This window comes from Bifidobacterium asteroides (genome assembly GCF_019469425.1).
Classification (GTDB): Bacteria; Actinomycetota; Actinomycetes; order Actinomycetales; family Bifidobacteriaceae; genus Bombiscardovia; species Bombiscardovia asteroides_I.
In genome coordinates this window covers 1,692,310-1,717,446 of record NZ_CP048272.1, presented here as the reverse complement: position 1 = coordinate 1,717,446, position 25,137 = coordinate 1,692,310, and the positions used below count along the sequence as shown (strand labels likewise).

24 protein-coding genes and 1 tRNA gene are annotated in these 25,137 nt (G+C 60.7%); 13 read left to right on the top strand and 12 right to left on the bottom strand.

Going from position 1 to position 25,137, the window contains the following annotated elements:
- Positions 1-12: 12 nt before the first annotated feature.
- The 4 genes from GYM67_RS07105 to radA all read right to left on the bottom strand — a co-directional run bounded on the left by GYM67_RS07105 (position 13) and on the right by radA (position 4,053).
- A complete protein-coding gene (locus GYM67_RS07105) occupies positions 13-780 on the bottom strand; it encodes an amino acid ABC transporter ATP-binding protein (protein ID WP_220236238.1) in 768 nt (255 codons plus the stop codon).
- The gene (locus GYM67_RS07100; RefSeq protein ID WP_220236237.1) at positions 777-1,634 is read right to left on the bottom strand and encodes an amino acid ABC transporter permease; all 858 of its coding nucleotides are present in this window, start codon (positions 1,632-1,634) and stop codon (positions 777-779) included. The genes GYM67_RS07105 and GYM67_RS07100 overlap by 4 nt, the downstream gene beginning before the upstream one ends.
- A gap of 25 nt (positions 1,635-1,659) precedes the next feature.
- Positions 1,660-2,523, bottom strand: a complete 864-nt coding sequence (locus tag GYM67_RS07095; RefSeq protein WP_220236236.1) for an ABC transporter substrate-binding protein — start codon at positions 2,521-2,523, stop codon at positions 1,660-1,662.
- Positions 2,524-2,643: 120 nt separating this feature from the next.
- A complete protein-coding gene (gene radA, locus GYM67_RS07090) occupies positions 2,644-4,053 on the bottom strand; it encodes a DNA repair protein RadA (protein WP_220236235.1) in 1,410 nt (469 codons plus the stop codon).
- A 90-nt stretch (positions 4,054-4,143) separates the two neighbouring features.
- On the opposite strand from radA, the gene GYM67_RS07085 reads away from it, so the two are divergent.
- Together GYM67_RS07085 and GYM67_RS07080 are read left to right on the top strand one after the other, a co-directional pair.
- On the top strand, positions 4,144-4,797 hold the full coding sequence (locus GYM67_RS07085) for a hypothetical protein (RefSeq protein ID WP_220236234.1): 654 nt from the start codon (positions 4,144-4,146) through the stop codon (positions 4,795-4,797).
- Between the two features lie 67 nt (positions 4,798-4,864).
- Positions 4,865-4,954 carry a 30S ribosomal protein bS22 gene (locus tag GYM67_RS07080; protein ID WP_004268639.1) on the top strand — a complete coding sequence of 30 codons (90 nt, stop codon included), beginning with the start codon at positions 4,865-4,867 and terminating at the stop codon, positions 4,952-4,954.
- 133 nt (positions 4,955-5,087) lie between these two features.
- Here the strand turns inward: GYM67_RS07080 and rpiA are convergent, their stop codons facing one another.
- The 4 genes from rpiA to GYM67_RS07060 all read right to left on the bottom strand — a co-directional run bounded on the left by rpiA (position 5,088) and on the right by GYM67_RS07060 (position 9,825).
- The gene (gene rpiA / locus GYM67_RS07075; protein WP_220236233.1) at positions 5,088-5,786 is read right to left on the bottom strand and encodes a ribose-5-phosphate isomerase RpiA; all 699 of its coding nucleotides are present in this window, start codon (positions 5,784-5,786) and stop codon (positions 5,088-5,090) included.
- 106 nt (positions 5,787-5,892) lie between these two features.
- Positions 5,893-6,912, bottom strand: a complete 1,020-nt coding sequence (locus tag GYM67_RS07070) for a ribonuclease H family protein (protein WP_220236232.1) — start codon at positions 6,910-6,912, stop codon at positions 5,893-5,895.
- 82 nt (positions 6,913-6,994) lie between these two features.
- Positions 6,995-8,668 carry a phosphoglucomutase (alpha-D-glucose-1,6-bisphosphate-dependent) gene (gene pgm, locus GYM67_RS07065; protein ID WP_220236231.1) on the bottom strand — a complete coding sequence of 558 codons (1,674 nt, stop codon included), beginning with the start codon at positions 8,666-8,668 and terminating at the stop codon, positions 6,995-6,997.
- Positions 8,669-8,730: 62 nt separating this feature from the next.
- Positions 8,731-9,825: a diacylglycerol/lipid kinase family protein gene (locus GYM67_RS07060; RefSeq protein WP_220236230.1), complete on the bottom strand. Its 1,095-nt coding sequence runs from the start codon at positions 9,823-9,825 to the stop codon at positions 8,731-8,733.
- A gap of 258 nt (positions 9,826-10,083) precedes the next feature.
- Between GYM67_RS07060 and GYM67_RS07055 the strand changes: the two genes are divergently transcribed.
- From GYM67_RS07055 to GYM67_RS07020, 8 genes are all read left to right on the top strand, one after another.
- Entirely contained in the window at positions 10,084-10,761 is a 678-nt protein-coding gene (locus GYM67_RS07055) for a serine dehydratase beta chain (RefSeq protein WP_220236229.1), read from the top strand.
- A 5-nt stretch (positions 10,762-10,766) separates the two neighbouring features.
- The gene (gene sdaAA / locus GYM67_RS07050; RefSeq protein ID WP_258561472.1) at positions 10,767-11,648 is read left to right on the top strand and encodes an L-serine ammonia-lyase, iron-sulfur-dependent, subunit alpha; all 882 of its coding nucleotides are present in this window, start codon (positions 10,767-10,769) and stop codon (positions 11,646-11,648) included.
- 37 nt (positions 11,649-11,685) lie between these two features.
- Positions 11,686-13,008, top strand: a complete 1,323-nt coding sequence (locus GYM67_RS07045; protein WP_220236228.1) for an aromatic amino acid transport family protein — start codon at positions 11,686-11,688, stop codon at positions 13,006-13,008.
- 106 nt (positions 13,009-13,114) lie between these two features.
- A complete protein-coding gene (serS, locus tag GYM67_RS07040; protein WP_220236227.1) occupies positions 13,115-14,401 on the top strand; it encodes a serine--tRNA ligase in 1,287 nt (428 codons plus the stop codon).
- A gap of 92 nt (positions 14,402-14,493) precedes the next feature.
- A tRNA-Ser gene (locus GYM67_RS07035) sits at positions 14,494-14,578 on the top strand.
- Between the two features lie 267 nt (positions 14,579-14,845).
- On the top strand, positions 14,846-15,268 hold the full coding sequence (locus tag GYM67_RS07030; RefSeq protein ID WP_220236226.1) for a hypothetical protein: 423 nt from the start codon (positions 14,846-14,848) through the stop codon (positions 15,266-15,268).
- Positions 15,269-15,416: 148 nt separating this feature from the next.
- The gene (locus GYM67_RS07025; RefSeq protein ID WP_220236225.1) at positions 15,417-15,860 is read left to right on the top strand and encodes a YbaK/EbsC family protein; all 444 of its coding nucleotides are present in this window, start codon (positions 15,417-15,419) and stop codon (positions 15,858-15,860) included.
- Positions 15,861-16,001: 141 nt separating this feature from the next.
- Positions 16,002-17,534, top strand: a complete 1,533-nt coding sequence (locus tag GYM67_RS07020) for a ClC family H(+)/Cl(-) exchange transporter (protein WP_396019989.1) — start codon at positions 16,002-16,004, stop codon at positions 17,532-17,534.
- A 12-nt stretch (positions 17,535-17,546) separates the two neighbouring features.
- Here GYM67_RS07020 and GYM67_RS07015 read toward each other — a convergent pair whose 3' ends face one another.
- Entirely contained in the window at positions 17,547-18,158 is a 612-nt protein-coding gene (locus tag GYM67_RS07015; RefSeq protein WP_220236223.1) for a Type 1 glutamine amidotransferase-like domain-containing protein, read from the bottom strand.
- A 172-nt stretch (positions 18,159-18,330) separates the two neighbouring features.
- Here GYM67_RS07015 and GYM67_RS07010 point away from each other — a divergent pair, with 172 nt between their 5' ends.
- Positions 18,331-19,050: an HAD family hydrolase gene (locus GYM67_RS07010; RefSeq protein WP_220236222.1), complete on the top strand. Its 720-nt coding sequence runs from the start codon at positions 18,331-18,333 to the stop codon at positions 19,048-19,050.
- Positions 19,051-19,058: 8 nt separating this feature from the next.
- On the opposite strand, the gene GYM67_RS07005 is transcribed toward GYM67_RS07010, so the two are convergent.
- Both GYM67_RS07005 and GYM67_RS07000 read right to left on the bottom strand, forming a co-directional pair.
- Entirely contained in the window at positions 19,059-19,760 is a 702-nt protein-coding gene (locus GYM67_RS07005) for a LuxR C-terminal-related transcriptional regulator (protein WP_220236221.1), read from the bottom strand.
- 99 nt (positions 19,761-19,859) lie between these two features.
- Positions 19,860-21,146, bottom strand: a complete 1,287-nt coding sequence (locus GYM67_RS07000; protein WP_220237451.1) for an ATP-binding protein — start codon at positions 21,144-21,146, stop codon at positions 19,860-19,862.
- Between the two features lie 140 nt (positions 21,147-21,286).
- On the opposite strand from GYM67_RS07000, the gene GYM67_RS06995 reads away from it, so the two are divergent.
- Complete coding sequence (locus GYM67_RS06995) at positions 21,287-23,191, top strand: PspC domain-containing protein (RefSeq protein WP_220236220.1); 1,905 nt, start codon at positions 21,287-21,289, stop codon at positions 23,189-23,191.
- Positions 23,184-23,618 (top strand): hypothetical protein, encoded by a 435-nt coding sequence (locus tag GYM67_RS06990; protein ID WP_220236219.1) that lies wholly within the window; start codon positions 23,184-23,186, stop codon positions 23,616-23,618. Before GYM67_RS06995 ends, GYM67_RS06990 begins: the two co-directional genes overlap by 8 nt.
- On the opposite strand, the gene GYM67_RS06985 is transcribed toward GYM67_RS06990, so the two are convergent.
- Positions 23,568-25,124: an alpha/beta hydrolase family protein gene (locus GYM67_RS06985; RefSeq protein ID WP_220236218.1), complete on the bottom strand. Its 1,557-nt coding sequence runs from the start codon at positions 25,122-25,124 to the stop codon at positions 23,568-23,570. The genes GYM67_RS06990 and GYM67_RS06985 overlap by 51 nt on opposite strands.
- Between the last annotated feature and the right edge of the window lie 13 nt (positions 25,125-25,137).

The window sequence follows — 25,137 nt, the reverse complement described above, 5'->3', positions numbered from 1 at the left end:
GTACTCGGGAACTCACAGCCCTCGGAAGTGGCTGAAGAACTCCCTGGTGCGCGGATTCTCCGACTCGTCCATCACCTCTTGCGGCGTTCCGTTCTCAGCGATGACACCGTCCAGCAGCAGAACCACTCGGTTGGCTGCGTGATGGGCGAAACTCATTTCGTGGGTGGCCATGAGTATGGTGGTGCCACCGGCGGTCAGCTCCGAGACCATGGCCAGGACCTCGCCCACCAGCATGGGGTCCAAGGCTGAGGTGATCTCATCCAGCAGGAGCAGTTCCGGATCGGTCATCAGGGCCCGGACGATGGCCACCCGCTGCTGCTGGCCGCCGGAGAGCTGGTCGGGGTATGCTCCGGCCTTCTTCCTCATGCCGATCCGGTCCAGCAGTTCTAGGGCCCGCTCCCTGGCCTGGTCCTTGGGCATGCCGTGGACCTTGACGGCTCCCAGAGTCACATTTTTCAGGACGTTCATGTGGGGGAAGAGGTTGAATTGCTGGAAGACCACGCCGATTCTGGCACGGCAGGCATCTTGGTCGATCCTGGGATCGGTGATGTCGGTGCCGCCCAGCCAGATCCTGCCGTCGTTGACGGTCTCCAGCAGGTTGATGCACTTCATCAGAGTGGACTTGCCTGACCCCGAGGGGCCCAGCAGGGCCACGGTCTCATGAGGCATGATGGTCATGGAGATGCCGCGCAGAACCTTGTTGCCCCCAGGGTAGGTCTTACGTACATCCTCCAAACGGAGCACTGGCTGGTCCTGATCGGCGCCTGCCTGTTCGCTCATACCATGCCTCCGCTCTGTTCGCGCTTGCGCAGCCGGTTGGAATACCAGTCATTGAGAAGAATGAAGGGGACCGAGGTGGCGATGAAGAGCACCGAGGCCACCACGTAGGGGGTGAAGTTGTAGGAGGTGGCCACGATGATCTGGGCCGCCCTGACCGCGTCGACCGCTCCTAGAACTGAAATCAGCCCCACGTCCTTCTGCATGGAGATGAAGTCGTTCATCAGTGCCGGAGCCACCTTGCGCAGGGCCTGGGGGATGACTACCAGACGCATGGTCTGTCCCGAGGTCAAGCCCAGTGAACGCGCCGAGGCCCTCTGGGAGGGGCCGACGTCCTGGAAGCCGGCCCTCAGGACCTCGGCGATGTAGGCCGAATAGGAGAGGATGATCGCCACGGTGCCCAGCAGGGCTGCCGGGATCCGGTTGAAGATGGCCAGACCAGGGATGCCGAAGCCGATCAGGTAGAGGACCACGATCATGGGGATCCCCCTCATGATCGTGGTGTAGACCTGGGCCAGCACCCGTAGGGGGAAGAGCAGCGGGTTCCGGCTGGTGCGGATCATGGCCAGCAGGGTGCCCAGCAAGGCCACGCCGATGACCGCGAAGAAGAGGACCTCCAGATTGAGCCAGAGTCCCCGAAGGACCTTGGGGAAGGCTTGGGCGAAGTAAGCGCCGGAGAAAAACGACTGCTTGACCCGGGGCCAGCCAGGTGAGGCGTGCAGCCCCAGAGCAATCAGCAGGGCCAGTACAAGCGTGCTGGCGATGCTGACCGCCACTGAGCGCAGATTCTGCCGACGACCGTAGCGTTCCCGTTCCCGTTGAATATCGCTGACCGCGTCTTGTGCCGAGGTGGCCATGAACGACTAGGTTTCCTTTCTTCTCTCAGCCCAGGGTAGGCAGGGAGGTGTAGACATGCAGCCACTGGTTCTGCAGCTTGTCCAAGGTTCCATCCTTCTTCAGGGTGGTGACAGCCTTGGAAGCAACCGGGGTCAGTGTGGAGCCTTTGGGCAGGACCATGCCCATGCCCTCCGGGTCCTGCGAACCCTTGATCTGCCCGAGGATCTTGGCGTTCTTGACCTGCCCGGAATCGACCATGGTCACAGCTGAGGGGGTGTCCACGACAAGCGCGTCGATCTGGTTGGTGTCCAAGGCCTGGGACGAGGCCACATCGTCGTTGAAGGTATCGATGTCAGGCTTGACAAGCTTGTGGGCCATCTCATAGGAGGTGGAGCCGACCATGGCTCCTATCTTGGCGTCCTTGATTTGGGCGAGGGAGGTGGCGGAAGCGTATGAGGAGTCGTTTCTGACCACCAGCGACTGGGTGGAGTTGTAATAGCTGGGAGTGAAGTCCACAGCCTGTCGACGTTCCGGGGTGATGGAGAACTGCTGGATGTTCAGGTCGTAGTCCTTGCTTCCCGGGGCGATGGCGGCATCGAAGGTGGTCCTGGTCCAGGTGACGTGCGCCTTGTCGAATCCCATTTTCTCTGCTACTGCATAGGCAACGGCTGCCTCGTAGCCCTTGCCGGATTCGGGCTTGTTGTCCTGCACGTAGGGGGCGTAGGCCGGGTCTCCAGTGGCAATGGTCAGGGTGCCAGGTTTGATGGTTTGCTGGGTGATGTCCTGCTTAGCCGCTGACTGTCCACTGCTGCTCGACGAGGAGCCGCAGGCCGCGCCGACCATGAGCGTGACTGTCGTGAGTACGGCCGTCGTCAGCCTGCGTAAGGTTTTCCTGGTGAAGATGGTCATGCTGATCTGCTCCTCGTGATGATGGGTGTCGGTCTTCCAGCGACTCCATCCTAGTCTGGCAGGTTAACGAGTCGGCAGGTGAGCGCCATAGGGTGCGATAGGGCCCTGCGGCCACCGGGCTCAGACCAGCCCCAGGGCGTCCAGTGCCTCGGCCAGATAGTTGACCTCGACCACTTCCAGTCCCTGGATGGGCTTTCGGGCTCCTGAATGCCGGTCGGGCGGGACCAGTGCCCGGGTGAATCCCAGTCGAGTGGCCTCCTGCAGCCGGTGATTGAGTTGAGGCACTGGCCTGACCTGCCCGGTCAGCGATATCTCGCCCATGGCACAGGTCGTGCGCTGGATGGGTCGGGACTTGGCTGCACTGGCCAGGGCGGCCACGATGGCCAGATCACATCCGGGTTCCTTGGCCAGCCCGCCGGCGATGGTGGACACATACAGGTCCCGTGTCAGCAGGTTGACGCGACCGTGGCGGTAGAGCACCGCAGCTAGCATGGCCAGACGGTTGGCGTCGATCCCGTTGGTGTTGCGCCTGGGCGTGGGCAGGACAGACGAAGTAACCAAGGCCTGGATCTCGATGGGCAGGCTGCGGTGGCCGTCCAAGGTGAAGGTCACACAGGTGCCCTCAACCTCTTGCCCGGTCGTGGACAGGAAGAGCCCAGTGGGATCGCTGACCTCCTCAATGCCCTGCTCGCCCATGTCGAAGCAGCCAACCTCGTCGGTGGGGCCGAAACGGTTCTTGACGGCTCTCAACAGGCGTAACGCGGTCTGGGAATCGCCCTCGAACTGGCAGACCACATCGACCAGATGCTCCAGGGTCCGCGGCCCGGCGATGGAGCCGTCCTTGGTCACGTGGCCAACCAGGAGGATGGGGATGTCGTGCGATTTGGCCATGTCGATCAGGCTGATGGCCACCTCGCGTACCTGGGTGGAGCCCCCGGAGATGCCGTCAACCTGGCTGGAGACGATGGTCTGGGCGGAGTCCACAATGGCCAGTGTCGGCTTCTCGCGCTCGATCAGCCCAAGCACCGTGGCAAGGTCGGTCGTCGAAGCCAGCAATAGTGGGTCCTTGAGCGCTCCCACCCGACTGGCCCGCATCCGCACCTGGGCCTGGGACTCCTCGCCTGACAGATAGAGCACCTTGCCTTTTCCGCCTCCCCGGTCGGCCACGCGGCCGGCGGTCTCCAGCAGGAGGGTGGACTTGCCTATGCCCGGCTCGCCGGCCAAGAGGATGACTGACCCGGGCACGATGCCTCCGCCCAGGACCCGGTCGAATTCCTCGAATCCTGTGGGAATGCGCTTTACCAGGTCCGTGCCTACCCGGGTGATGGGCCGGGCCAGGCCGTTCTTCGGGGGCGCAGGTGCCGTATGGCTGCCGCCGGAGGTGGACAGACCCCCGCCCGCACCTACGAGACGGGCTTCATGGAATTCCTCGATCGTTCCCCACTGGCCGCATTCCGGGCAGCGTCCGAACCATTTGCCGCCGGTCCATCCGCACTCCGTGCACACATATTGCGTCGTCGTCTTGGCCATACCTGCACGCTATCGGGATTCAGGGACGATGAGCTGGGCTTTTACGGCATCTTCGCAGTGCCGACACCCTGCCCATGAGAGAATGGAGACATGGCTGACAATCCTTCTGCATCCGTGTCCTCTTCCTCTGACTCCTCCGCGCATGCCAGGCAGCGCCGTCGACGGATCGGTCTGGTCATCGCCCTTGCAGCGGTGGTCGTCCTAGTGCTTCTATCGGCCTTCGTCTGGCCTCACTGGGCGGTGCGCAGCCAAGAGTCCGTCGCCCAGGACTCGGCTTCCGCTTCCTCTCAACCCCCGCAAGCCAGCAGCCCCAAGGCCACGGCGGCGCCCCTTCCTGATTCGGCTTCCGAGTTGCTCAAGGCCATGCCTGATACGGTGGGCGAGTTCGCCCGCGTCAAAGCGGATTCTGACAGCGAATGGAGCACCCGTACGCCTATCGAGGAGTACAACCTGGTCTACTCCACCGGCAGGTCGGGCGGGGATGTGAGCCTCCACCTGGCTCAGTGGTCCAGGAGCGAAGATGCCAAGGCGCTCTATGACAGCCAGTCCACGGGCATGTCCGGCAAGGAGCTGGCCTCGGGCAATGTTCGCAGCGGCGGCACGGTCACCGGATCCTACCTGGAGAAGGCGGATGGCAGCGACGAGCACAAGGCATTGGTCATCTGGCAGAATGATACGGTGGTCTTCCGCGCTCAGGGCCAGCGGGCTGCACTGGAGGCTTTCTACAAGGCCTTCCCGCTCTAGTCGTCCCGTAAGCGGTGTAGGATAAGCAAGTTGGACACTTCCAGGTAACTAAGGATCGGAGGCTCGGATGGGTTCTGTCATCAAGAAGCGCCGCAAGCGGATGAGCAAGAAGAAGCACCGCAAACTGCTGCGCAAGACTCGTCACCAGCGCAAGTAGCTTTATGACTTTGGCCCTCAGGGCCGACGAAGCCCCCCGCATCGAATGGACGCAGGGGGCTTCATGCATATCATCGCCGGTCATCGTGGCCAGCCGGATACTTCCAGCCAGGATGCGGGATGATAGCTGATGCTCACTTGTTGGCGTTGGTCATGACCCGGGGCCCGTTGGGATCGCCCACGATGACCGTGTCGACCATGTTGAGGAAGAGGCCGTGTTCCACGACTCCCACGGTGGTGATCAGGTCTTGGGCCAGATCCTGTGGGTGATCAATCCGCTTCAGATGCAGATCAATGATGTGGTTGTGCTCGTCTGTCAGAACCGGCTGCCCTTGGCCGTCCATCCGCAGGACAGGGTTATAGCCGCGTTCCTTAAAGCGATCCAGGACGTGGCGCTCGCCGAAGGGGATGACCTCCACGGGCAGGGGGAAGCGGCCGATGGTGTCGACCACCTTGGACTCGTCCACGATCCAGACGATCCGTCGAGAGTTGACGGCCACGATTTTCTCCCAGAGCAGGGCTGCGCCGCCGCCCTTGATGCCGTTGAAGTCCCTGTCGACCTCGTCGGCCCCGTCGATGGTGACATCGATGTGATCCACCTGGTCGATGTCGACGATGCGGATTCCATAGCCTTCAGCCTGTTCCTTGGTCCGCCGGGAGGTGGTCACGCCGGTGAACTCCAAACCCTCTTCCTTGACGCGCCGTCCCAGTTCATCCACGAAGAACCGAACCGTGGATCCGGTGCCCAGCCCGGCGGTCATGCCGTTCTCGACCAGCTTGGCTGCTTCGATGCCGGCGGCCTTCTTCAGTCTGTCCTGCTCGGTCTTGTCCATACACGCTCCTTCATGCCCGCATGCGCTTAACAGCTGATGTCTGCGGGTCTTGTTGGTTCAGGTTCACTCCAGTTTAGACGATGGCCCCTGACGGTCCAGAAGCCGCTTAATCCTCCACTTCGATGGCATGCAGGCGGAAAGGCGCCTCCTGGATGGTCACGAAGCCGTCAGGGTCAATGTCCGCATCTATATCGATGCTGCCGACGATATGCAGGTCCTGTCCCGTGAACATGCTGCTGCCGGAAGGAGGCGGCGTGATGCGGATGCGACCGCTGGCTCTCAGTCCCCGGGCCCCGGAGTCCTTGGTCTCCTGGTCAGCTGCATCGGCGTCCGAGGTGCCCTTGAAAGCCGGCCCGAGTTCGTCTTCCTGACCATCGGTTAAGTCGGGGTCGGGCATGCCATTGATGGCCTCGGGCTTCGCATCATCGTCTGCATCAGCTGTTGCTTCTACAGATTCGGCCTGCTCGGGATTCACAGCCTGGGACTCGACGGCGGTTTCGGCTAGATCTTTCTGCTCTTCCTGGTCCAGGCGAACCTTCTTGCGGCCCAGCTCGTCCAGAACTCGGGGTCCTGCGTCCAGCTCCTCCTTGACTGCGGGCGGTACCTGCGTGCCTTTGGCATAGGGGGAGGCCAGCAGCGAACGCCAGCCTTCGATAGGAAGACAGCCTTCCCGGTCGCCCTTGCCTGCAGCTGTGGCGTAGCCGCGGGCCAGGGTGTCCACTTTTTCGTTGAATGTGTTGCCGGCGTGGCCCTTGACCCAGACAAACCTGACCGATCCCGCCCGTGCCTGGATCGCCTGGTCGATGGCTTCAATAAGCGGGCGGTTCTTGACCGGCTTGCCCTGGGAGTTCTTCCACCCTTTCTTCCTCCACCCGGGCACCCAGGTGGTGGAGCAGTTGATGGCGTATTGGGAGTCGGTTTCGATGACCAGCGGGCGCTCGCCTGGGTGGGCGCGCAGGGCCTGCAGCACGGCGCACAGTTCGCCAATCTGATTGGTGCCGTTGCTGGCGCCGCCTGCATCTGCGTCGCCGCCCTGGTGATCGGCCCAAGCCCAACCCATGGGGCCATTGGGATTGCTCAGTGCACTGCCGTCGGTGGAGACGACCAGATTCTTGTCATTGGTCATAGTTTCAGTTTAAACAGGAAAATAGAGAACCCCCGCCCCAGCGATGACTGTCGCGGAGGAGGGCAGGGGTCTTGTCTGAAGCTCAGCCCAGAGCCTTGGTGACCACCTGGTCGGCATCGTCCAGAACCTGATCCAGGGTCTCAGGGGAAACGAAGGATTCGGCGTAGACCTTGTAGATGTTCTCGGTGCCGGAGGGGCGGGCGGCGAACCAGTTGTTCTCGGTGGTTACCTTGATGCCTCCGATTTTGGCCCCATTGCCCGGGGCCTCGGTCAGCTTGGCAGTGATGGGCTCGCCCGCCAGGGTGGAAGCCGTCACATCGTCGCCGTTCAACTGAGCGAACTTCTGCTTCTGCTCCAACGTGGCAGGGGTGTCCACTCGCTTGTACCAGCTTTGGCCGAAGCGTTCCACCTGCTCCTGGTGGAGCTGAGCCGGATTCTTTCCGGTCTTGGCTGTGATTTCGGCAGCCAAGAGGTCAGGGATCAGCCCGTCCTTGTCCGTTGTCCAGACACGGCCGTCCCGGCGCAGGAAGCTCATCCCGGAGCTCTCCTCGCCGCCGAAGGCCACCTCGCCCTTGAAGAGGGGGTTGACAAACCACTTGAAGCCTACAGGCACCTCGATCAGCCTGGCGCCGATGGAGGCAGCCACGCGGTCGATCAGGGAGGAGGAGACCAGGGTTTTGCCGATGCCGGCACCTTGGGGCCATCCGGGTCGGTTGCCCGAGAAGAGGTATTCCGCGCAGACGGCGATGTAGTGGTTGGGGTTCATAACGCCGGTTCCTGGACAGACGATGCCATGCCGATCGGCATCCGGATCGGTGCCGCCCACCAGGTCGTAGGAGTCCCAGGCCCCGGCGTTGAGGCGATCAACCAGACCCTTCATGGCATAAGGTGAGCTGGGATCCATGCGGATTTTCCCATCGTGGTCAATGGTCATGAACCGCCAGGTCGGATCCACTTCTGGGTTGACGATGCCGATGTTCAGGCCGTACTTTTCATTGATCAGCGGCCAGTAGTTGACCGAGGCGCCGCCCAGCGGATCGATGCCCAGACGTACCCCGGAAGATCTGAGCAGATCAAAGTCGATGACATTGCCCAGGTCAGCCACGTAGTGTTCCCGGTAGTCGAAGCGCTCCACGAGGTCGGATTTAATGGCATCCTCAAAGGGAATCCGCTTGACCCGCTTGTAGTCGCCCAGAAGCTCATTGGCCCGTTGCGCTATGGCGTTTGTGGTTTCGGCCGAAGCCGGACCGCCTGTGGGCGGGTCATACTTGAATCCGCCGTCAGTGGGTGGGTTATGAGAGGGGGTGACCACGATGCCGTCAGCCAAATCCTTGCCGGAGAAGCGTTGGGTGCCGTCGGCCGCCCGGTTGTGCGTCAGGATGGCCTGGGAGACGGTGGGTGTGGGCGTGTAGTCATCATTGGCGTCAATGCGCACCCGTACCCTGTTTGCTGTCAGGACCTCGATGGCCGTCTTCCAGGCGGGCAGGGAGAGGGCGTGGGTGTCGCGGCCCAGGTAGAGCGGTCCGGTGGCCCCGTCCTTGGCTCGCTGTTCGGCTATGGCCTGGCTGATGGCCACGATGTGGGCCTCGTTGAAGGAGGTTGTCAGGGCGGAGCCACGATGCCCGGAGGTGCCGAAGGACACGCGCTGGGAGGGGATGGAAGGGTCGGGGATGAGATCGTAGTACCTGCCAATCAGATCGTCGACGTTGATCAGATCTTCTGGGCTGGCAGGCCTGCCTGCGTTCTGTGCTGTCATGGCTCCCATCATGCCACCCCGGCATGAGAAAGCGGACAGAGGGGCAACAGGCTCTCCCAGTCTCAGTCGGACCGGGGCACCCGCACGTTCAGGGCCCGGTGCTCCACGCTGAGCGCAATATGGCGTGTCTCGCCCAGAATGTCGCCGTCCACTTGGGCCAAAGCGGGCTTCTCCAGGCGGATCTCGGCCTTGGATCCTTGCAGCTGGACGATGGTGGAGTTGGTGGATAGGGGGCTCTGGCTGGCTTTGCGGGTGATGGTCTGATGCATGACATCTCCAAAGAGGTTGGCCCAGCCGATCAGGCCAGCTGAGGTGTCGATGATCTCGAAGTCCAGGATGCCGTCCTCATAGGAGGCGGCGGGCATGAGGGAGAATCCGGGAATCTCCCCGCAGTTGCCAGCCATGAAGGTGCGGAAGGTAACCGAGGTATTGGTCTGCGTGACCTGGTCGGGTCGTGTGATGGCGATGTCGGCCGTGTACTTGGGTGCGAACAGATGCTTAGCGCCGCTGATGAAGTATGCCAGCCAGCTGACCGTCTTCTTCAGATTGGGGTCGGTGTCGTCGATCATCAAGGCATCAAATCCGATGCCGGCGATGATCAGGAAGGCATGGCCCCGTCGTCGCTCCTGATCCTCCTGGTCCAGCAGAGCCATGCGCCCTACGTCGACCTGGGTGGATCCGTGCGAGGTAGCCACGGCCAGGGCGGCATCCAGATCGCCTACGGGAATGCCCATGTTCCGAGCAAAGAGGTTGCCGGTCCCGATAGGGATGATGCCCATGACATGATCGCTGGATGCCATGGCGCTGGCCACGGTGCGTACGGTTCCGTCCCCGCCCACGGCCACGACTACATTGGCTCCGCAGTCCAGTGCCATGCGGGCGCAGGTCCTCCCGTCCCGATCCAGCCGGGTTTCGATGAAGCTGAATTCGCGGATGCCCTTGTCGCGGCAGTATTGCTGGATGCGCTCGCGGGCGGCAGCCGCCTGTGGCTTGGAGGGGTTGATGACGAAGGCGTAGCTGAGCTGGTCGTCGTCCCGGGCCAGGATCTGCATGGCGAACCTATGCCGCCTTTGGACGCGAAAAACCAGCACCACCGCCGTGACGACAATGGCCGCCACCGCCAGGATGCCGAGGATGACGATCGCTGGAATTGGCATGATTCCATTGTGCGCGCGGTGCCGACCCGAAGCCCTTGGGCGTGTCCGACGTGAACGAACCCTCTACGTATGCGGGGGGGGGGGCAACATCCGCTGATGTAACACTCCTGAGACTCATGATAAATTTTTTGATTTGTGATATGAAAATTGCAAATGTAGGATGAATGTGGTCCGCTCGGACCCGTCAGTGTGGTGCAGCAGCGGTAATCGCAAAGCATGAAACTTCAACGCCTGGCGGAACGGGAAGAGGAAGTAGGCATGGGTAAATACAAAAGCGTATTTGACATCATCGGCCCCATTATGATAGGTCCTTCAAGTTCGCATACGGCTGGAGCGGTGGCTATCGGACGGGTCGGCCATATCCTTATAGGAGGGGCGCCGCGTCGAGCCGATATCCACTATTATGATTCCTTCGCGCAAACCCACAAGGGGCACGGCACTGACTACGCCATAGTTGGCGGTTTGCTCGGTTTTGCGCCTGACGACACCCGTGTTCCCGAAGCTGTCGAGATCGCCCAAAAACAGGGTATGACGCTGGCTTTTCACGAGGAAGAAGGGTCCAGTCCCATTGGCCACCCCAATACTGCAGTTGTTGACCTGCTTGGTGACGGCGGCCGGGTGACTTATGCGGCCTGTTCCATCGGGGGCGGGACCATTGAGGTGCGTCGCATCAGACTGGACGGATGCGCAATCACCCCCTCCGGGCTTCTGCCCATTCTTTTGGTGGAACGCGATCAGTCTGAAAATGACGGAGACGGTTGGTTGGAGCAGATGCAGGACCGGCTCCATGAAGCAGGCGTGACGAAACAGACCCGGTACGAGTCCGGGGATCGGCCTGGCATGACGCTCTATGACTTCGATCTGGACAACCCATTGTCGGCACAGATGCAGCAAGAGATCGCCGGTCACTCGTCCCGGATGATCTACATCGACTAGGAGGCATGGAAATGTTCAGCTCGATCGCCGAATTGGTGGGTATGGCCCAAGATCGCGGCCTGTCGATATCGGATATAGCGATTGACGAGGAGATGCGTCGATATCATGAGACCCGCGAGGAAGTTTGGGCGAAGATGTCCAAGAATCTGCAAACGATGAAATCAGCCGTGGACAGGGGCTCCCAAGGCAAGGGCGTGTTCTCCAAGACCGGCTTGACCGGTGGCGAGGCAGCCCTGCTGGAGCATTACAGGAAGACGCGGACCAGCCTGAGCGGCGATGCCATGCTGGAAGCCGTCGTGGCTGCAATGGCGACAAACGAGGTCAATGCTGCCATGGGGATCATCTGCGCGACCCCTACCGCGGGTTCTTCGGGCACGTTGCCTGGTGTGATCACCGTTCTCAAGAACCGGTTGGGATTAGATGATGATAAACTGATTCGTTGTCTGTTCACTGCCGGTGCCTTTGGGCTTGTCACAGCCAACCAGGCCATGATCGCCGGGGCCACAGGCGGCTGCCAGGCCGAGGTGGGCAGCGCTTCCGGCATGGCGGCCGCAGCGGCGGTAGAGGGGGCCGGGGGGGATTCCTCCACATGTGCCCAGGCCTTCGCCATCGCATTGAGCAACCTGCTGGGTCTGGTCTGTGATCCTGTCGCTGGTTTGGTGGAGATCCCCTGTGTCAAGCGCAATGCCATAGGTACTGCCAACGCTCTTGTAGCTGCCGATATTGCGCTCTCGGGCGGCGTGAGCAGGATTCCGGCTGATGAGGTTATTGGAGCAATGAAGTCCATCGGCGAGAGCATGCCCTCCTCATTGCGGGAAACGGGCATTGGCGGTTTGGCGGGCACCCCTACCGGCAAGCGGTTCCGCAGGACCGTGTTTGACAAGTAACGAAGAGGTTTGAAGAAGAAAGAAGAAAGGTTCCGGTATGACGAATGCGGAAAACCCGACTGCCCGCGTTGAAGCGGCAAAGGGGACCAAGGAATATGCTGCCAAATGGCATAAGGGCGATACGGTATGGATGCTGAGCCTGTTCGGCACCGCCATCGGAGCCGGAGTGCTCTTCTTGCCTATCGATGCGGGCAGCGGCGGCATCATCGGGCTGATCTTCATGCTGATTATTGCCTTCCCGACTACTTTCTTCGCCCATAGAGCCATGAGCAGGTTCGTGCTCTCAGCCGATAAGCCAGGCGATGACATCACTGACGTGGTGGAGGAGCACTACGGCTACGGTTTTGGCTTGATCTTCACGATCATATATTTCCTGTCGATTTTCCCGATCCTGCTGGTCTACGGCATTTCCATCACCAACACGGCTGAAAGTTTCATCGTCAACCAGATGCACATGTCGGCTCCTCCGCGGTGGCTTCTATCCCTGGTGCTTGTCGTCGTGCTCATGGCTATTGTCCGCCTGGGCACCGCAGTCACCACCAAGGTGATGAGCATCCTTGTCTATCCCTTCGTTGCCGTGTTGGTGCTCTTCTCCCTCTATTTGATTCCTCACTGGAACACCGCCATCTTCTCCAGCTTCCCTCGCAACAGCGCAGGTGGTTTCAGCATTTCCGGCCTGCTGGAAAGCCTTTGGCTGCTCATTCCCGTCATGGTCTTCGCATTCAATCATTCGCCTATCATCTCCTCCTTCTCGGTCGCCGAGCGAGAGGAATACGGCGACAAGTATGTCGACGGCAAGGTGACCAGCATTCTCAAGCGTGCTGAACTGCTCATGGTCAGCGTGGTCATGTTCTTCGTCTTCAGCTGCGTGCTTTCGCTGTCGCCGGCGGACCTTGCCCAGGCAAAGGCTCAGAATGTGTCGATCCTGACTTATATCGCCAACCACTTCAACAATCCCATCATCAACTATGTAGCGCCCTTCATAGCCTTCGTCGCCATCGCGAAATCCTTCCTGGGCCATTATCTGGGCACCAGCGAGGGATTGAGCGGCATCATCAGGAAGGTAGCCAAGAAGGCTGACCGTCGAGTGCCTGAAAAGACCATGCAGTTCATGGTGGAGGGCTTCATCCTTCTGGTGGCTTGGCTGGTGGCCTGGGCCAACTTCTCAGTCATGAACATGATCGAAACCATGATCGGCCCTATTATCGCCTTCGTTCTCTTCCTCATGCCCATGTATGCCATCCATACAGTGCCTTCGCTCAAGAAATATTCAGGCAAGGCCAGCAACGTCTTCATTGTGGTCATTGGTTTGATCGCAGTCAGTGCAATCTTCTACAATATTGTTCACTTGTTCGTCTGAGTGAGGTTGTGAGGCGCTGCGGGATCCGTCCGCTTTCTCGATGCGTTGCAGGATCCGGAAGGGTCCGGACGGATCCCGTGTCCTTTGAAAGGAATACAATTCAGATATGTTAGATATTAGATTCATTCAGGAACATCCGGATGTGGTCCGTGAATCACAGCGCAAGCGTGGCGAATCCGTCGAACTCGTCGACGAGGTGCTCAAGGCGGACGAAGAGCGCAGAGTCGCACTCCAGGATTATGAGAGCTCCAGAGCCGAGCAGAAGTCGCTTGGCAAGCGCGTGGCGTCGGCCTCCCCAGATGACAAGGCCGAGCTGTTGGCACAGACCAAGAGCCTGTCGGACAAGGTGAACGCCAGCAAGTCAGCCTCTGATGAGGCCAACGCCAAGTACACCGACCTCATGTGGAAGTTCAGCAACCTGGTAGAACCCGAAGCTCCCGAGGGCGGCGAAGATGACTACGTGGTTGTCAAGAAGGTCGGCACTCCACGTGACTTCGCCAAGGAGGGCTTCCAGCCCAAGAACCATCTGGAGCTGGGCGAGGGCGTCGCTGGAATCGACATGCGCAGGGGCGTCAAGATCTCAGGTTCCCGCTTCTACTTCCTGCGTGGCGATGTGGCACGGCTGGAGATAGCCATGCTGACCATGGCCGTGGATCAGGCCATGGAGCATAACTTCATTCCTACGATCACACCCACTCTGGTCCGTCCCGAAATCATGGCCGGCACCGGATTCCTCGATTCCCATGCTGACGAGATCTACCGTCTGCGCGAGCCTGACGACCAGTATCTGGTAGGCACCTCTGAAGTCTCCCTGGCAGGCATGCATGAGGATGAGATCCTGGATCTGAGCAAGGGCCCGCTGCGCTACTGCGGCTGGTCCAGCTGCTACCGGCGCGAGGCTGGTTCCGCCGGCAAGGACACCATGGGCATCATCCGCGTCCACCAGTTCGACAAGGTGGAGATGTTCGTTTACTGCAAGCAGGAGGACTCCCGCGACCAGCACAAGCAGCTGCTGGCCATGGAGCAGGAGATGCTGGCCAAGGTGGACGTGCCCTACAGGATCATCGACACTGCCGCAGGAGACCTTGGATCCTCGGCAGCCCGCAAGTTCGATTGCGAGGCCTGGGTGCCCACCCAGGGTCGGTATCGTGAGCTGACATCAACCTCCAACTGCACCGAGTTCCAGGCCCGTCGCCTCAATGAGCGTGAGCGGCTGGAGGACGGTTCCACTCGTCCTGTCAGCACGCTCAATGGGACCCTGGCCACCACCCGATGGCTGGTCGCCATCCTGGAGAACCACCAGAACGCCGACGGCTCCATCGTCGTGCCTGAGGCCATGCGCTCCTATGTGGGCGGCAAGGAGGTCATTGAGCCCAGGGCCTGGGAGGGCTGAGTCGTTGTGTCAGGATTCGCCGACATTCCGGCGGTGGTCTGATGGAGTCTGATGCCGTATGATAAATGGCGTGCCTAATCGGCACGCCTAATGGACAGGTGTCTGAGCGGTCGAAAGAGACGGTCTTGAAAACCGTTGTGGCGCAAGTCACCGCGGGTTCGAATCCCGCCCTGTCCGCCTGATCAGTGCCCTGAGAGTGATCTCGGGGCATTCTCGCATCCATGGCTGCGATTTGTCATGGCATCAGGGCAGAAGCATGGGCATGGTGACGGTCCGGACTGAACTTTGGCGTCTACAATGATAAAAGGGCCCGTGATCAGTCATGGGAACCGACTGTTGTGCGTCGTCTTTGCGAGGAAAGGCCAGGCTGTGCATCTATTCATCGCCATCGTTTCGCTGCTCGGAGATTGGTTGCTTTTCAGCTTCCCACTTTTCCAAGGACTGATGGAGCTGCAGGAATATCGGGAGCTTTTGGATGGCTTCGACCAGATCAGCAAGAATTGGAGCAAAATCTCGCCCTGGTGGTGGCTAGTCCCCAGTGTCAAGATCAAGCAGGAGCGTCAACGCGGGTATGAAATTCTTCGCCAGGCTACCAGAACCAGGTCCGAGCGTCGACGCGCCCTGAGCTTCCTTGATCAGGCGACCGCCTGGTACTACGTGTCAGTTGCAGGCTGGCTGAAGATGATCTCATCTGCTTATGAACTGCTTGAAACCGTTGACATAGAAAAGAACATTTGGTTACTGATCCTCCTGGTTGTTGCGCTGACCGCCGGCGGTCTGTTCAACGCCTATTACCGCATCAACCGGAAGCGCATCGGACGGAAGGAAAAGGAGCTGAAGCCTGATTCGGAGGTGATCGATGAATGACACGGCGTCTGTGAAAACGGGAGGCCGCGGATCATGGTCAGCCCCCGAACCCGGCGTTGCTCATCTGAATGAAAAGCTTGTGCCAGCGGACGTGCGAACCCTTCTGGATGATTCAGGGGCGAGTTGGCGCCTTGCTCAGCATCCCCCTTTGGACACCATTGACCAGGGCTTGGCTCTGGGCATTGCCGACATACTGGGACTGTCTGCCGATAACCTGTCCAAGTTCCTGTTGCTGGAGGATGCCGGAGGGCTGCTGATGCTCATGGTGGCCAAGGGCATAAGGCGTCCTGATCTGCGGCAGGTGCGGGAACTTGTCGGATGCCGGAGGCTGCACATGGCCTCGGCTGCCACCTTGCGCAAATGTCTGGATACAATGCCGGGCCGTGTCTCGCTGCTGGATCTTGTGGGTCATCAAGGCCAGGTGGACACCGTCGTCCTGGACGGTGATCTGACGGCGACTGATGAACAGACCGCGCTGCCGCTGGGCTCTGATGATGTGTCTATCTGCCTGCCTGGCTCCTGCCTGCCGGACCTTGCCCGCAAGCTGGTCTCTCGGGTGTTCATACTCCCCATGAATGATGTCGTCGACTGAAATCATCCTCGGGTCTCCGCCCCGGAGGAAGCTGGAAGCTGTCGTGCACGCGGGAAGGAAGGGAGCAGGCCGGTGAGGCGGAATCTGCCTTGGAGAAGGAAGTCGGCAGATAATGAGGATCAGGATTGTCGTCACCGACCGATGCGGGTGACCAGACCAGGTCGGGCAGGCCGGTGGCTTGTGGCGTTCAGGGCGGCCTGTTGCGGACTGTTGGTGGGAGTGCTGGTGGTGCTCTACCGGCAGGGCATCGGCTATGGCACCAGGTTCGCTCGATGGGCCTACTCGCAGATGCGTGACCAGCCTCTGATGATTCTTCCATGGCTGCTGGCCGTCCTGGCGGTAGGTCTTGCCCTGGCCTGGATGGTCGGTCGGGTTCCCATGGCCTCCGGCTCCGGCATTCCGCAGGTGGAGGGGGTGGTCATCCGCGGCATGCGCATGCCCGCCCTGCCTGTGCTGGGCATACGATTTCTGGGTGGTCTGGCCTGCGGCATGTTCGGCCTGTCCCTGGGCCGCGAGGGCCCATCGGTGCAGATCGGCGCGGCTGGTTCCCAGCTGGTTTCCCGAGGATTGCGCCGAGATCGTGTGGAGGAGACCTGCCTGGTGACCTCCGGCGCGGCTGCCGGTCTGTCTGCAGCATTCAATGCGCCGCTGTCGGGAATGGTCTTCGCTCTGGAGGAGATCCACCGGTCCTTCTCTCCCATGATCCTTCTGTCGGCGGCCATGGCCTGCCTGAGCGCCGATTTTATCGCCAAGAACCGTTTCGGCCTGCGTCCTGTCCTGGACTTCACTGCGTTGCCCCAGCTGACCATCGCCCAGTATCTGCTGATGATTCCCCTGGGGCTGATGGCCGGCCTGGTGGGGGTTGCCATGAACCGTCTGCTGTTGGTTGCGCAGAGCCTATACAGCCATCTGCCCTCAAAGCTGGGACCGGTGATCTCCCTCTTCCTTGCCCTTCCGGTCGGATTGCTGCTGCCTGCTATTCTGGGTGGTGGCGAGGACTTGATCGGCAAGGCGGAAGGCGTTCGTGAGGTGGCCTGGTCGGTGGCCATCAACCTGCTGGTTCTGCTGCTGGTCAAGATGCTCTTTACAGCCACTTCCTTCGGCAGCGGCGTCCCTGGCGGCATCTTCATGCCCATCCTGGCAGTCGGTACGCTGGCTGGATCCCTATGCGGGATGGGCGCGGCAGCCTTGGGAATGCCTGTCCGGATCATTCCGGTCTGTGCGGTCTGCGCCATGGCAGGCACTCTGACGGCCTCGGTCAAGGCCCCAATAACCTCCATCCTGCTGACAGTGGAGATGTCCGGCTCTCTGGTCCATATGCTCCCCGTGGCTCTGTGCGCCTTCACAGCCCTGATGGTGTCTGATCTGCTGGGTGTCCAGCCTATTTACGAGGCTCTGTTGGAGCGTTACCGCCGAGGGCATGCTCCCGATGCCCAGGTCCCTGACAGGATCACCGTGGAGTTTCCCATAGAGCATGGCAGTCCGGCGGCTGGTCGTCTGCTGGGGCAGGTCCCCTGGCCGAACGGATGCGCCGTCGTCGGTCTGCGCAGGGGCGAGCATAGGCTGATTCCTGCAGGTGATCTGCGGCTGCTTGCTGGGGATGACGTCATCCTGCTCTGTCCGGGCGATCGACTGGATCAGGCCCGCCAGGTCATGGAAGGCCTCTGTCGCTGAGCGGTCTTCTCCCTAAAGAATGGTCAGGCATCGCCCGCGGATTGCCACGGCCTGGGTGTTGCTGATGGCCACCATAGGTTGATCGTCGCAGTAGCGATTCAGAATGCGACCGGTCACGTCGGCGAAAGGCTCGGAATCCAGGTGGGGGAGGAGGCGGAAGTCCACCAGCCCCAAGCCGGCCGTGGAGTCCAGATCCGGGGCGGCCGAGCGTGGATCCATGGCATCCAGATAGCCGATATCGGGACCGGCCACGACCGCGCCGGCCGATTCGCCGATGTAGGGCTTGCCCTGATCCACCTGTTGCCTGATCAGGTCAGCAGCTCCCGAGCGACGCAGCTCCTGCAGCAGAAAGAAGGTGTTGCCGCCCGACAGGTAGATGAGATCATCCTCCTCCAGGCTCCGGCGTATGGCCTCAGGATCGGCGGTCGAGACTTCCAGATCGTCGATCCGGCATCCCATATCGGTGAATGCCTTGCGAGCTTCCTGGACGTAACCATCCGAACGCTGTGGAAGGTTGGCCGTTGGGATGAAGGCCACCGTATGGTTCTTGGGGGAGCTCTCGAGGAAGGTGGGCAACCTGTCAGCGGTAGCGGGGAACGAGGATGTGAGCAGCAGCCGACGCATGACGGCTCCTTTCGTACCAGGCGGGACTTCCGCCCTGGACAGGTGGCAAAGCGTGAAATCCGATTATTGCTGAACCCAATATATCCATGCAATGGCCTCCGCTGAGTGATTGACAACATGTCGACTGGAATCTGCCCTAGGCCCTGTAGGTCCAGATGTCTACTCTGGGGACATGGCAAGGCAGCATCAGGAATTCCAGCAGGGATCTGGTCAAGGCGTATCGGGCGACCTGCCAGGTGAGGATACATCCAGCGATGACCGCTTCGATCCAGCGGCCCCAGGCGGGAGCATCCTCTTCGCATTGCCCGGGACCTTAGTGGATTGGGATCCGCGTCGGGCCCTGGTCGGGCAGTACCCTGACAGTGTGATCGATATGGTGCTGGACCCGAAGGACCCTTGGGGCTTCGCCTGTGTCAGCAGACAGATCAATCTGGGCGTGGACCCGCAGCAAGCACTGGCCGACTATGAAACCACTCACGGGCCTGCAGTCGCCTGGGTGGTTCGCGTCTGTCTGGAAAACTACGCCCTGGCAGTGAAGGGCCTGCTTCCCGGAGCGTCGGAGCTGCTGGAGGATCTGCGGCGAGCTGGCCTGGCCCTTTGGGGCCTGGCGGCATCCACTGGTCAGCTGATCGAGTCGGTATCCGAGCTGCTTTCACCGCTCTCTGCCTTGAAAGGTGTCCTGATCTCATCCCAGGAGCATCTGGACCTCTCCGATTCGGTCCTCTATCGTCTAGCCCTGCGCCGTTTCGCCATCAGCCCGGGGCATACGATCTTCGTTGATGCAGACCCTGTGCATGTTGCTGTGGCTGACCGGCTGGGCATGGAAGGGATTGTTGCCCGTGACATCAGCAGTCTGCGTCAGCTTCTTCGCCAGCACGGCGTGGCCTGTTGAGCGGACTTTCAGACGATACGGCGGTCTGCAGCCCAGCGGGTCAGTTCGGTTCGGTTGGATAGCTGGAGTTTGCGCAGGACGTTGGAGACGTGGGTCTCAACCGTCTTGATGGAGATGAAAAGCTCTGAAGCCACCTCGCGGTAGGTGTAGCCCCGGGCGATAAGACGCATGACCTCCTGCTCGCGCGCGGAGAGCCGGTCCAGTTCGTCGTCTTCTGCCAGGCCGGTATCTGCGGCCTCGTCCTCCTGGAAGGCGGAGAGCACGAATCCAGCCAGCTTGGGCGAGAAGACAGCGTATCCTTCGTGCACCTGGCGGATTGAAGAAACCAGATCCTTGGCGGAGATTGTCTTGGTCACGTAACCACGGGCTCCGGCGCGGATGACCGAGCCGACGTCCCTGGGTGAGTCGGATACGGAAAGTGCCAGAAAGACCGACTGCGGGGAGAGGGGGTGGGAGCGGCTTAAGATTTCGGCGCCTCCGCCGCCCTGGCCACCGGGCACATGCACATCCAGCAGAACCACATCGGGGCGGGTCTGCCTGACCATAAGGATGGAGGATTCCACGTCTGCCGCCTGACCCACGATGTGAAAATGCGGCTGCAGGGTGGTGATGACGCCGGTACGGAACATCTCATGGTCGTCGACGACGGCTACGCGAATGTTTGCGGACCCATCCTCGGCTTGATGGGGCTCTGCGGCAGTCGTGGTCATGGGCGTGATTCAGCCCGCCTTTCCCCGACGCGGGTCCTCAAGTACGGGTGGGATCGGACCGGCATGCGTCTGTGAATGAATGGTTCACCATGCATCCTATCATTGCTCGGCATCAGTCCCTTTTTCAGCTCGACCAACCTTGCCCTCCTGGTGCTGGCTGGCTTCGGACAGCGGCATGTGCATCCTGACCTCGGTGCCCCAACCAGGACGGGAGACGATCTCGACCCTGCCGCCCCGCCGACGAATCCGGCCGATGATGGACTCTCGGATTCCCAGGCGATCAGCTGGAATCGCATCCATATCAAAGCCCGAACCGTGGTCGCGCACGTAGACTTCGACCTGATTCCTGCGCGCCTCGCAATACACGGAGATGGGTTCACCGCCGTGGGTGACGGCATTGACCAGGGCCTGCCGGGCCGCGTTAAGCAGGGCATCGGTCTGGGCGCAGGGCATGGCATCGCCCACGGTGACCACCTCGATCGGCTTGCCGGATTCGTCCTCCACCTGCGCGGCTATCTGGCTCAGCCCTGTGCTGACTGACCGATCCGAGGGAGTGCGTTCCTGATAGAGCCAGTTGCGCAGATCGCGCTCCTGGGATCGAGCCAGGGTGAAGACGGTATGCGGGTCGTCGGCATGCAGCTGAATCAGGGCCAGGGTCTGCAGAACGCCATCGTGCAGGTGGGCTGCCATATCGGCCCGCTCCTCCTCGCGCTCCTTCATGGCGCGCTCGTCGCCCAGCTGACTGAGGATTGAGCCGATCCAGGGCACGACCACTGCGGTCACGCCCACAAGAAGCAGGCCGGCCAGGACTATCAGGGTCAGAGCCCAAGACAATTCCTGTGTGGATAGCAGGAAGATCACTGCTGCCGACAGGATCAGAGCCAGGCTGCCGATCAGGGCCGACAAGTGGTAGCCGGCTCCTTGGTTTTCCGGCCTCAGCCAGGCCAGGACCAGTCCGGCACAGAAAAGCAAGCAGGGGACGACCAAGGCGGGACGCATGCCGCTCTTGAGCAGAATGACCGCAGACAGGAGGAGGATGATGCCCAGGCCTGCCAACAATCTGGTTATCCGCCCGGGGGTGATGCTGCGATTCTCCTTTTGACCTGACTGTTCAGTCAGGATGCTGGGCGCCAGCGGGGCCGACCGCGGGTCATTCGACTGGATTGCCTGGGTGGGATCGCCCTGGGGCAGCGTCAGCCAAAGAAAGCAGTAAACCACGCAGGTGATCATTTTGGGAGCCAGGAGCACCATGAGCAGGCGGATCCAGAAGACGGGAATACCCAGGTGCAGGCTGATGCCCTTGCAGACTCCGCATAGAATCCTGCCCTTATGCGGCCTCATCAGGGGCATGCGTGCAGGGTGCAGAGGAGGTGGTTCCCTCAACATTTGTTCTTCCTGCATGGGTGCGTTCATGCCTCCATTATTGTTTCCCGAGGGTACCGATAGGGCAATAAGCGGAAGGAATCAGGGTCCAATCAGGGTGTTCCCCCATAAGATTTGCGCTCGCTGGGTGCTGTAATGAAGATATGAGTAGCGAGATGAACGGCAATGGCCCCGATAATGGTTGGCAGTGGAAGTCCGACAGGTTCTTCCGCGCCTGTAGAGAGTCCTATCTGATCCGCGACCAAGGATGGATCGGCGGTGTCTGCGTAGCCTTGGCCCGTCGGCTGGGCTGGAGCGTGACCCTGGTCAGAGCGCTGATGATTCTGGCGGTCTTTCTCTTCGGCGCCGGTGCCGCCTTTTACGGTTTTGCCTGGTTCGTCTTGCCGGACCGGCGTGGGGTCATCATCGCCCAAGAGCTGATTCACGGGATTTGGCACGCTTCCATGGTGGGTATCATTATTTATTGGCTGCTGGCCATTCTGATTCCTGGAGTCGGACTTTTTTCCTTGGCTTTGGGCGCGCTGATCCTGTTTCTTCTTATCCGGTGGAGCCGCAATAAGGCCCTGCAGCATCAAAGAGATTACGGGAGTGGGCCGAATGCAGACAGACCGGTTTCGGGTGATCCTTGGATGATGGGACCGCAGTATTCGCAACGCCCGCGCGGTGCGGATCCGCGATGGCATTCGAGTCAGCCTGAGTATCCGAGCTTTTCGGGGTATGAGGGATACCAGGATTACACAGGCACACAAAGCAATACACAGTCAGCGAGCAATCCGGGTTCGGAAGGATACAAGGACCAGCCAGAGCATTCCGATTCGTATGGAACTTGGGGACAACAAGGGGATGTGACCTCTTCTGGACCTTTTTTCGGAACAGAGGATTCGGCAAACACTGGCAGCGATTCGAATAATGCGCAGGGTGGGGAGAATCCCATTGCCGGTGCACCTTCCGGAGGCTGTATGGAGACAGACGGTTCTGCAGAACGCGCCGGGGACATGATTCAGCCGGACGGATTCGGCGCCTGGCCGGGCTATGGCGCAGCTGGATCATTCTCGGCTGGGCCAGGAATGGTCGGTAATGGTCCGTCAGTTCCGCCCAGGGTGCGGCGCCGCCCTGCCGGACCTGTGCTGGTCAGTTTGTTGTCGGGGCTGATCCTGGTCTCTGGAGCGGCAGTCTGGTTGATGGCCACGAATCCCTATCGCGGGGTGAATGCGGCCTTGATCTATGCCCTGATATGGGCTGGAGGCGTCACGCTGATCCTGGGAGTAGTCATCCTGATCCTGGGCTTGATGGGTCGCAGGGCGGGAGGGCTGACACCAATTGCTCTGGTGGCATGCCTGGTCGTCATCAGTCTGGGCATCGGTTCGGCCGTGGCAGGCATTGAGCAGAGACAGAACCGCAGGGTCATGGCCGACTATGCCGCTATTCGAGTCAACGGAGGCAATCATGGGCGCACGCTGGGAGCAAGTAGCAGCGACATGAGGCGTTACCACCGTGGCATCAAGCTGGTCGGCGACCCGCACGATCAGGGAAGCGCCGTCATCGACCTTACTGGCTACGAGCACGAACACGGCACCCACCGGGTCCAGGTGATGGCTGATGCGGCGAGTACGGTCTCAGGCTGCCCGACCGGCACCGTCCGACTGGCGGTGGTCTATGCTGATGTCCGTCTACTCATTCCTAAAGGATGCAGCCTGTTCTACCGGGAGCATTCCGACCTCTACAGGGTCTTTGGGTCAGGCGTGGGCGACTGGATAACCCAGACTGATCGGGGAAGCTGGATGTGGTGGGGCGATTCGTTGCCATCAGCTGAACGACGCGATTGGGAGGAAGACCTGCGAGCCACCCAGGAGGATCAGCAGCATATGCCTGACCAGCCTGAGTTGATCGTCGACGCCAGTCTATTGAAGGGTGGCCGGGTAACTGTACAAGCCCGCGGGAGCGTCACCCAGCCGGAGCGGGCGCATGCCGACAACGGACCAATCAGCGAATATTGGGATTACGGCTACCACGCCTGGTGGCAGGAGGAGGATCAGGAAGATGACTGACAAGCAACAATTAGGAGAAAGCCAGCCGCTGGATCCTCAGGGTCGGAACACCACGGCCATGCCGACCGCTTCCCAGTCGGGACAGGCGCATGACACGCAGACGCCCCCGCCGATATACCAAGTCCGGATGCAGCCGCCGGAACCGGTCCGTCCGAGCGGCCCCAGCGTTCCCACTATCATTTTGGGTGTCCTGGTCGGACTTCTGGCTCTGGCTATGCTGGCCTTGGGATTAGTCTTTCTGCGTTACGGTCCGTACCTGACCATGACCATACCCTGGCAGCGGATTCTGCCTTTCATTCTGATCGGACTGGGCGTGGTTCTGATTGGCGTGGCCATATTGTGCTGGTTGGCATCATCAAAGCGTACCCGCCAGGATTCAAACCGCCAGGACGTTCCAGAAGATCAAGCTGCCAAGGATGGCCAGTGACCCCAGCAGGGTCAGAGCCAGTGTCAGCCAGTGGCCAGCCCCGGCCACAGCTGGCTCTTTGTCGGATCGGCTGACGATAGAAGTCATGGTGCTCGCCAAGAGCATGGTGAGCACCAGGCAGAGGACCGATAAGAAGGGCCAGCAGGATGTCATTACTGAGGACAGATGAACCAGGCCGAGTGCCTGACGGACCGTAGTAAGGGCATAGGCCAGCAGGGCCGTCATCAGTCCTGCGGCGAGCAGGGCCAGTGACCAGAGCCGTCCCGTCAGGCCTTTGCTGAAACCGGGCCGTTCTCGGTCATTCTGCCGCGCTCGCAGATGTGAGTTCAAAGCTCCGATTAGAGCAGACACCAGGGCGGCAGCCAGCAGACAGGGGCCGCTGGCCATCAACATCAACAGGGCAGTCAATGAGGAAAGGAGCCCGGCGTCGGTGCGATCAGGTACCCGATTGAGCTGGCGGGGCTGGCTGCCGGCAATCATGGGAGTGGACCACTGGTCGGCCTGGGTGCCCTGTGCTACAGCATTGATCCAGTCTTCCAGATTATGGGTATATCGAGGTTCCAGGGGCAACCCGGCCTTGGCCAGCCTGCTGCCGGTGCGGATCTGATGGTTGGTGGGGTAGTAGCGCAGGGTTACGTTGTCGTTGCCGCTTGCATGGGTTCTGCGGATGATCTCGCGCGCCCCCTGCTCGACCGGCATGGAGACATCCATAGTGCCGAAGTTGATCATGACCGGCATATGCAGCTTATCCAGATAGGGCAGGGAGGGGAAGTCGGCGTATTCCAGGCCCAGAAGGGACAGGTCCATGCCCATGAGCCTAGGTATCACGTTGCGGATCCCCTTGGGTGCGTCAATCAGGTCCAAGTAGCTGGTGGCCGCCATGGCCATCTGCCGCCGCCCCGGGTAGACGGGAGGCGAGGTCAGGATGGAAAAGGCGATGCTGGGATCCTTGGCGGTCATGATGGTCGATATCCAAGTGCCCTCGGACTCGGCGTACAGGCCCACTTTGGTCGGATCTACGCCTGGCCAAGAGCGCAGATGGCTAAGGGAACGCCCGTAGTCTGCGGCCATGGCCTGATAATCACGGTGGAAAGCGGTATAGGTGTCCAAGCGCTTGTCGGGCACCAGGGTGGTGATGCCGGCTGAGGCCATGGCTGAAGCCAGGTCGCCATACACCTCGGAGGATTTGCCTGTTCCGGCACCATGGATGAACAGACAGGCTGGTCCGGTGCCCTTTCGGTCGCTTGGCTCTCTGACGATGGCTTGGACACGAACTCCTCCATCCAGAGTGATCCTGATCTTCCGTTCCCTGACTGGGTGGGTGCCCTCAGGGGTAGTGGGGCCCAAACTCGATGCGACGGCAGTGGAGCGGGTCGAGACATGCAGATGGTCGCGGTAGGGTTCCACCTGCCAGTCCGGCGTCATGGCTTGGCCCAAAAGAAGCACGACCAGCAGGATGACCACAAAGGAGGCGGCAGTTAAGCCCGCCCTTTTCAGCTTTTGCACCCGTCAACTCTAC